Source organism: Mesorhizobium sp. M1E.F.Ca.ET.063.01.1.1 (assembly GCF_003998155.1).
Taxonomy (GTDB): Bacteria; Pseudomonadota; Alphaproteobacteria; order Rhizobiales; family Rhizobiaceae; genus Mesorhizobium.
In genome coordinates, this window is sequence record NZ_RZSC01000400.1 from 1 (window position 1) to 5427 (window position 5427).

Genomic DNA, 5427 nt, shown 5'->3' on the forward strand with positions numbered 1-5427 from the left:
TGGTGATGCAGGGCAAGAGGCCACCCAGCGCCAGACCCATCAGGAAACGCAGCCCGATCAACTGCCAGCCATCGGTGACGAACGCCTGCGGGACGAGCAGCAGCGCCGAGACGGCAAGCGCGCCGACAACGACGTTCCAGTGGCCGACGCGATCGGCGAGCCTGCCCAGCCATGAGGAGGACAGGATCGTGCCGAGTGCTGCCGCCGACATCACCACGCCGGCGACCATCGTCACCTTGCTCTGGCCCACGACGAGTTGCTGCACATAGACGGTGATGATCGGCTCGATCGACATTGTGGCGAAGGCGAGCAGCATGCCGGTCGTCAGCATCGCCACGACCGGTCGCTTGTCAGGGATCTGCGACCAGCCGCTCCTCGGCTTCGCCGCCGAAGCGGCGTTGGCCGCAACTGGACGCGGGTTTTCCTTGATCAGGAAGGTCGTGGCCAGGAAGGCAAGGAAGATGACGCCGCCGGACAGCAGGAAGGTCGCGCGGATGCCGATCACCGGCGGCAGCGCGCCGCCGAGCAGCGGGCCGACCAGCGAGCCCGCCGTGATGCCGGCCGCCAGCACGCCGAGCGCCCAGCCGGAGCGGTCCTTGGGCGTCTGCATCGCCACCAATATCGTCGATCCCGAGGAATAGCCGCCGGCAAAGCCGATCAGGAGCCTCAGCAGCACCAGTTGCCAAACGCTTTCAACCATGCCGGTCAGCGACATGCAGATCGCCATGCCGAACGAGGCGCGCACCAGCATCAGCTTGCGGCCATAGCGGTCGCCCAGCCGCCCCCACAACGGTGCGACCAGGGCCGCGGCAAAGAAGGTTGCGCCATAGGCGATACCCGACCATTGCACGATCGCGGCGTGCCCCTCGGCGCCGAGCTGTTCGACGTAAAGGGGCAGAAAAGGCAAGAGCAGCGTCATGGCAATGAGCGTGCTGAACGAGCCGGCGAAGCAGACGGCGAGATTGCGCCGCCAATGGGCGTTGTAGCCGCCCTGTTCTGTACCGCCGTCCGCCATGTTATGCCTGCCCGGTTATCCGGGATTGCTCCGGATACCATTTTGGGATACCAAATCGGTATCCGTCATGGACCTCAACCCGGCCGCTGTCAATGCGGTGCCGAAGAGCGGAACGACAATGTCGCAGATGCAGAATGTCGAAAGGCAACTTCGCGAGATGATCCTCGGGCTGGAGATCGGCCCGGGCGAGCGGCTGACGGAGCGCTGGATCGAAAGCCGCTTCGGCGCCTCGCGCACGCCGGTCAGGGCCGCTTTGCTGCGCCTCGAGACCGAAGGTCTGGTCGGCCGCGACGGCCGCGGCTGGACCGTGGCGCCGATCAATCTCGCCGAGCTTGGCCAGATCGCCGTCTACCGCGAGGCGGTCGAGGTGGCGGCGGTGCGGCTGACGGCAGCGCTTGAGGATCGCAGCGGGGTCGAGGTGATCGCGGCGATGCTCGATTCCTGCGACGCCGACACGCCGCGCGAGGAATGGCATCGCGTCGGCATGGATTTCCACATCGAGCTGGCCAGGCTTTCCGGCAATGAATTCCTGTTGCGGGCGGTACGCGATGCAATGACCAGGCTGTCGCGTGCCCGCTGGCTGGAAGTGCGCGACGAGGCGGCGCTCGGCCGCGCCTGGGCCGAGCACCATGCCATCCTGGGCGCCGTGCGAAAGGGTGACGCCGACGAGGCAGCTAGGCTGCTCTCGGCTCATATCGCCGGCAGCCGCGACCGGCTGGTGACTTCGCTGCATGATGACCGGCGCGGCCTGCGCGCCAGGGGCTTCGCCGTCGTCGCTGCCTGATCCCTGCAATCGCCGCCGAATATTAGGACTCTCACAAGTTCGTTTGCCTGCGCGGGCTTGCAAGATGTTCGGCACAATGCTGTAGGAGGCTCGACGCCACATCTTTGAAACGAAGGACGCATGGCCTCGCCCTTACGCACCGCAGCGCGGGTATTCTATTTCGTACGCAACATAACGCGCGATGTGGTGCCGCAGGCTCTCTTTCGCCAGCGCCTCGCCGGCCTCCTGGGGCAGGCGAAGCTTTCCAGCAAAACGGTCCGCGATCGGGTCAACTATTACAACAAGCTCGACCATGGCTTCGCGCCGAGCGCGGCGGCCGTGCCGGCCGGTCAAATACCCAAGTTCGGGAGCATGTACTATTACGATCTGAAGGAGTTCGCCCGCTACTTCGATCGCGACCTGATCATCGATCTCGAGTTCGGCGATGTCGTCGATGTGCCCAAGATGCCGGCGATCGTCAAGGACCGGCCGATCCGTGACGACAACGGCAACGCCGTGATCATGAAGCTCGACAAGTTCCGCCATTTCCGGTTTCCCCGCGACGGGTTGTCCTTCGCCGAGAAGCGCCCGATGGCGGTCTGGCGCGGCGATTTCAACAATCCGATCCGCAAGCGGTTCGTCGATGCAGTGCGCGGTCTGCCGGCTTGCGATGCGGGCTCGCCCAAGCCAAGCGCGCCGGAGAACTACCGTAAGCCCTACCTTACGATCCCGCAGCAGCTGCAGTTCCGCTACATCGTCTCGCTCGAAGGTAACGACGTGGCCACGAACCTGAAATGGATCATGAGCTCGAACTCGCTCTGCCTGATGCCGCCTCCGACCTACGAGACCTGGTTCGCCGAAGCTGAGGTCGAGCCCAATGTCCACTACGTGCCGCTGGCGCCCGATTTTTCGGACGTCGCCGACAAGATCGCCTATTTCGAAACGCACCCGGCGGAAGCCCAACGCATCACGACGGCGGCCAACGCTTACTGCCGCCGGTTCAGCAATGAAAAGGACGAGCGGGCGGTCTCGCTGCTCGTCCTCTACAAATATTTCGTGCTGAGCGGCCAGATCAAACCCGACCCCGAGGTTTGGCGCTACATCACGGGCTGAGGGTTCTTAGATATCGCTGCGGTCGAGCACCAGGTCGGCCGGGCCGAAACGGTCCTTGGCGGTGAACTGCTGGTGCCAGTAAGGATAAAGCACCGGCGGCCGGCTGACGGCGTCGAGGCGCAAACGCTCGTCGAGCGTCAGCGTCAGGCTTGCCGCGGCAAGGTTGTCCGTGAGCTGGGTTTCGTTGCGGGCACCGATCACCAGCGAACTGACGGCCGGGCGGCCGAGCAGCCAGGCAAGCGCCACCTGCGCCGCCGACACGCCACGCGCCTTGCCGATCTCGGAGAGCATGTCGACGATCCGCCACAACCTGTCCTCATCGCGGATCGGCGGTTCCGACCAGCCGCCAAGTTGCCGCGCCGTCGGGCTGTCGCGGCGGTATTTGCCCGAAAGCAGGCCGCCGGCCAGCGGGCTCCACACCAGCACGCCGAGGCCCTGGTCGACCGAAATCGGCAGCAACTCGTATTCGGCCTCGCGTGCTTCAAGCGTGTAGTGGATCTGCTGGGTGACGAAGCGCGGCTGATGATGGCTGTCGCTGATCGAGAGCGCCTTCATCACCTGCCAGCCCGAAAAGTTGGAACAGCCGACATAGCGGACCTTGCCCTGGCCGACCAAGGTGTCGAGCGCGGCGATCGTCTCCTCCAGCGGCGTGACGCCATCCCATTCGTGCAGGAAATAGATGTCGATGACGTCGGTCTTGAGCCGCTTCAGGCTCCTCTCGCATTCGCGGATCAGATGATGGCGCGACAGGCCTTCGTCGTTGGGGCCGTTGCCGATCCGCATGCGCGCCTTGGAGGCGATCAGCACATCGTTCTTGCGCTTCCCGCCGAGCGCCTCGCCGACGATCTCCTCCGACAAGCCATTCGAATAGACGTTGGCGGTGTCGATGAGATTGATGCCGGCATCGAGGCAGGTATCGATGATGCGCCTGGCTTCCGAAAGGTCGGATTTGCCGACGGCGGCGAACGGGCCCGTGCCGCCGAAGGTCATCGTGCCAAGGGTCAATGTCGAAACCTTCAGGCCGGAACGGCCAAGGGTGCGGTATTCCATGTCGGATCCTCGCGATTTTGTTTTGAAGAGGCGCGCGTGGCGGGCGCCGGAAAAAGCGCGATGGTATTTGTAGGACAATTCCGGCGGCTTGTCGCCCCGCTGTCGGTCCGGGCCGATCACATATCGGCTAGACCAGCACCCGGCCGGGACGGCGCTTGCAATAAAACCGTCATTGCGCGTCTGTATCTCAGTCGGCTTAGGGAGTGGCGTTTCTGGCCCAGGCTGAAACGCATCCGAGGCTAAGATGGCTGACAGGCAGGAGCAGCGTGATGAACGAACTCAAACCGAATTCCGGGGCCAAGGATTGGCTGGAAGCCGAACTCGCCGACACGCTCGACGAGGATTATGAGCTGGAGATTTCCGAGCCGGCGCTGTCGCTGGAGATCGCCAGGATCTACAAGAATGCGCATCCGCCTTCCATCGAGCGCCTGACCTACTTCCGCGAGCTGCTGCGGCTGCAGTCCGAGCTGATCAAGCTGCAGTCCTGGGTCGCCTACCACAAGAAGAAGCTGGTGGTGATCTTCGAAGGCCGCGACTCCGCCGGCAAGGGCGGCGTCATCAAGCGCATCACCCAGCGCCTCAACCCGCGCATCTGTCGCGTCGTGGCGCTGCCGGCACCGACCGAGCGCGAAAAGTCGCAATGGTATTTCCAGCGTTATGTGCCGCATCTGCCGGCCGGCGGCGAGATCGTGCTGCTCGACCGCTCCTGGTACAACCGCTCCGGCGTCGAGCGCGTGATGGGCTTTGCCAACCCCGAGCAGGTGGAAGAATTCTTCCACGACGTGCCGGAATTTGAGCGCATGCTGGTGCGCTCGGGCATCACGCTGGTGAAGTACTGGTTCTCCATCACCGATGAGGAGCAGCAGATGCGCTTCCTGATGCGCATCCACGATCCGATGAAGCAGTGGAAGCTGTCGCCGATGGACCTGCAGTCGCGCGTGCGCTGGGAGCAGTACACCAAGGCCAAGGAGGAGACCTTCGCCCGCACCAACATCAAGGAAGCGCCGTGGTTCATCGTCGAGGGCAACGACAAGAAGCGGGCGCGGCTGAACTGCATCGACCATCTGCTGCAGCAATTGCCTTACGAAGATGTGCCGCACGAGGAGATCACGCTCCCGGAGCGCGTCTTCAACCCGGACTACGAGCGCCAGGTGCTGCCGCGCGAGCTTTACGTGCCGCAGAAGTATTGAGGCACCCCTCCTTCTCCCCTTGTGGGAGAAGGTGGATCGGCGCGCAGCGCCGAGACGGATGAGGGGTGTTGGAGGGAATGAGGCTTCGAAAAATTAAACGTTTTGAGGCGTTTATATCTTCAGCGCAGTGATCCGTCCAACACCCCTCATCCGGCCGAGCTTCGCTCGGCCACCTTCTCCCACAAGGGGCTAGCGTGCGCACACATTTGCTTCGTGCTGTGGTCAAGCGTGAAGAGGCGCCGTCGGAAAATGGCTTGAAGCGGTTGAATTGTATGTGATTCTGTAGCCGCCATTGT

At 63.5% G+C, this 5427-nt stretch carries 5 protein-coding genes; 3 read left to right on the forward strand and 2 right to left on the reverse strand.

Annotated elements, in window-relative coordinates; all coding sequences use genetic code 11:
* Positions 1-1015 (reverse strand): MFS transporter (locus EOA29_RS23690; protein ID WP_127221644.1); only part of this gene is annotated, 1015 nt, incomplete at its 3' end.
* 118 nt (positions 1016-1133) lie between these two features.
* Between EOA29_RS23690 and EOA29_RS23695 the strand changes: the two genes are divergently transcribed.
* The gene (locus EOA29_RS23695; RefSeq protein ID WP_126095928.1) at positions 1134-1799 is read left to right on the forward strand and encodes a GntR family transcriptional regulator; all 666 of its coding nucleotides are present in this window, start codon (positions 1134-1136) and stop codon (positions 1797-1799) included.
* A 120-nt stretch (positions 1800-1919) separates the two neighbouring features.
* The gene (locus EOA29_RS23700) at positions 1920-2891 is read left to right on the forward strand and encodes a glycosyl transferase family 90 (protein WP_126094246.1); all 972 of its coding nucleotides are present in this window, start codon (positions 1920-1922) and stop codon (positions 2889-2891) included.
* 6 nt (positions 2892-2897) lie between these two features.
* On the opposite strand, the gene EOA29_RS23705 is transcribed toward EOA29_RS23700, so the two are convergent.
* A complete protein-coding gene (locus EOA29_RS23705) occupies positions 2898-3941 on the reverse strand; it encodes an aldo/keto reductase (protein ID WP_126094245.1) in 1044 nt (347 codons plus the stop codon).
* Positions 3942-4210: 269 nt separating this feature from the next.
* Here EOA29_RS23705 and ppk2 point away from each other — a divergent pair, with 269 nt between their 5' ends.
* A complete protein-coding gene (ppk2, locus tag EOA29_RS23710) occupies positions 4211-5131 on the forward strand; it encodes a polyphosphate kinase 2 (protein ID WP_126094244.1) in 921 nt (306 codons plus the stop codon).
* The last annotated feature ends 296 nt before the right edge of the window (positions 5132-5427 follow it).

What these genes read in the sequence shown, in the direction of transcription:
- EOA29_RS23700 (WP_126094246.1), top strand. Translation starts at nt 1,920, where the DNA reads ATGGCCTCGCCCTTACGCACCGCAGCGCGGGTATTCTATTTCGTACGC.
- EOA29_RS23705 (WP_126094245.1), bottom strand. Translation starts at nt 3,941, where the DNA reads ATGGAATACCGCACCCTTGGCCGTTCCGGCCTGAAGGTTTCGACATTG.
- ppk2 (WP_126094244.1), top strand. Translation starts at nt 4,211, where the DNA reads ATGAACGAACTCAAACCGAATTCCGGGGCCAAGGATTGGCTGGAAGCC.
- EOA29_RS23695 (WP_126095928.1), top strand. Translation starts at nt 1,134, where the DNA reads ATGTCGCAGATGCAGAATGTCGAAAGGCAACTTCGCGAGATGATCCTC.